The 1,208-nt window shown below is 68.5% G+C and carries 2 protein-coding genes; both read right to left on the minus strand.

Annotated features, from left to right (window positions below; all coding sequences use genetic code 11):
- Positions 1–147: 147 nt before the first annotated feature.
- A complete protein-coding gene (locus AC2VON_RS24050; protein WP_486955081.1) occupies positions 148–375 on the minus strand; it encodes a hypothetical protein in 228 nt (75 codons plus the stop codon).
- A gap of 53 nt (positions 376–428) precedes the next feature.
- Positions 429–923 carry a hypothetical protein gene (locus AC2VON_RS24055; RefSeq protein WP_486955082.1) on the minus strand — a complete coding sequence of 165 codons (495 nt, stop codon included), beginning with the start codon at positions 921–923 and terminating at the stop codon, positions 429–431.
- Positions 924–1,208 lie beyond the last annotated feature (285 nt).

Genomic DNA, 1,208 nt, shown 5'->3' on the forward strand with positions numbered 1-1,208 from the left:
CTGCTCATGCCGCGTGGGAATTCCCCACTGACCAGGGGATTTCCCTAGGCCGGCCCAGGGAATTCCCTCGTGCCTACTCATGCCGCGCCCAGGGAAAATCCCCCGTGGCGACCCGGCTGTCCGACGACGTGTCCGGGACAGCTCGGTTCAGCCTCCCGAGCGGCCCTGCGCAGCGCAGTAGTCCGCGTTATACGCGGGCCCGAACGGGTCGCAGCTGTAGCCGCCCGCCGGTGACTCGTTGTAGCAGGTCGTCGGGTCGAACAGTGGCGAGGATGGGTCGCACCATTGGATCGGGCCCGCGTAGGCCGGCGGGCTGAGCGTGACCACGGCGGCGCCCAGGGCGACGGTGACGGTGATGGTGAGCGTGCGGATCATGGGACTGTCCTGCCACCGTCGCGTGTCGCGCACTCTGGCCCGCAGCCGCCCGCTCACAGGCCGCCCTCGGCGTCCCGCAGAATCCGTGCGGCCTGGGTCAACTCGGCGGCCAGGGCCTCGGCCTGCTCGGCGCAGTCGGGTGTGTGCCCAACAATGCTGTTGCAGCCGGTGCTCGCCTCGATCAACGCCACGCCCAGCGCGCGGGCCTGCTCGACCGTGAGGGGCCAATCGGAGTCGATGCCGCGCACCCGGACCGCCCAGCCGTCGACGCGGCCGTCTCCCCATTGCGTGCCCTCGATGGTGACCTCGGCGTCGCGGTCGCGGTTGTCGAGTTCTACGGTCCGGGTGGTGCCGTCGAAGTAGCGCAGCCACTCCGGGTGCCCGCTGACTGCGGGTGACTCCCAGGGCAGCAGGCGCAGCGCGCCGGCCGGCGCCGCGACATCGGGGTGGCAGTCGGGCGTGTGGGCGCCGATGCCGTTGCAGCAGGGCCGGGTGGTGGAGTCCACCGGGAACGGTGTGGCTGCGGTGTTTTCGGGCGTGGTGGTCATGGTTTCGCTCTCTCTATGGGGGTGGTCGATTGGCTGTTGAGGTAATCCCGAATGGCGGGGGAGAGCGACAGCCGCGCGCGTGGCCGTTCTGTGGCCACAATTTGGCCACAGTTACAGATAACTGAAGTGAGTTACAGTGATGTGTTTTCGCAGGTGATGGCCACATAAGCCCCCTGATCAGGGGGTTCGAAAGGGTTCGAGTCCCTCCGCCCGCACGGCTTGTGTGCAGTGTTCGCGAACCTTGCTATTGACCCGTGCCGCCGTTACCGCCGGTGGCGGTGCCGG

This window comes from Mycobacterium sp. TH-M82, assembly GCF_057473605.1.

Coding starts and splice junctions, on each gene's coding strand:
- AC2VON_RS24050 (WP_486955081.1), bottom strand. CDS start 375: ATGATCCGCACGCTCACCATCACCGTCACCGTCGCCCTGGGCGCCGCC.
- AC2VON_RS24055 (WP_486955082.1), bottom strand. CDS start 923: ATGACCACCACGCCCGAAAACACCGCAGCCACACCGTTCCCGGTGGAC.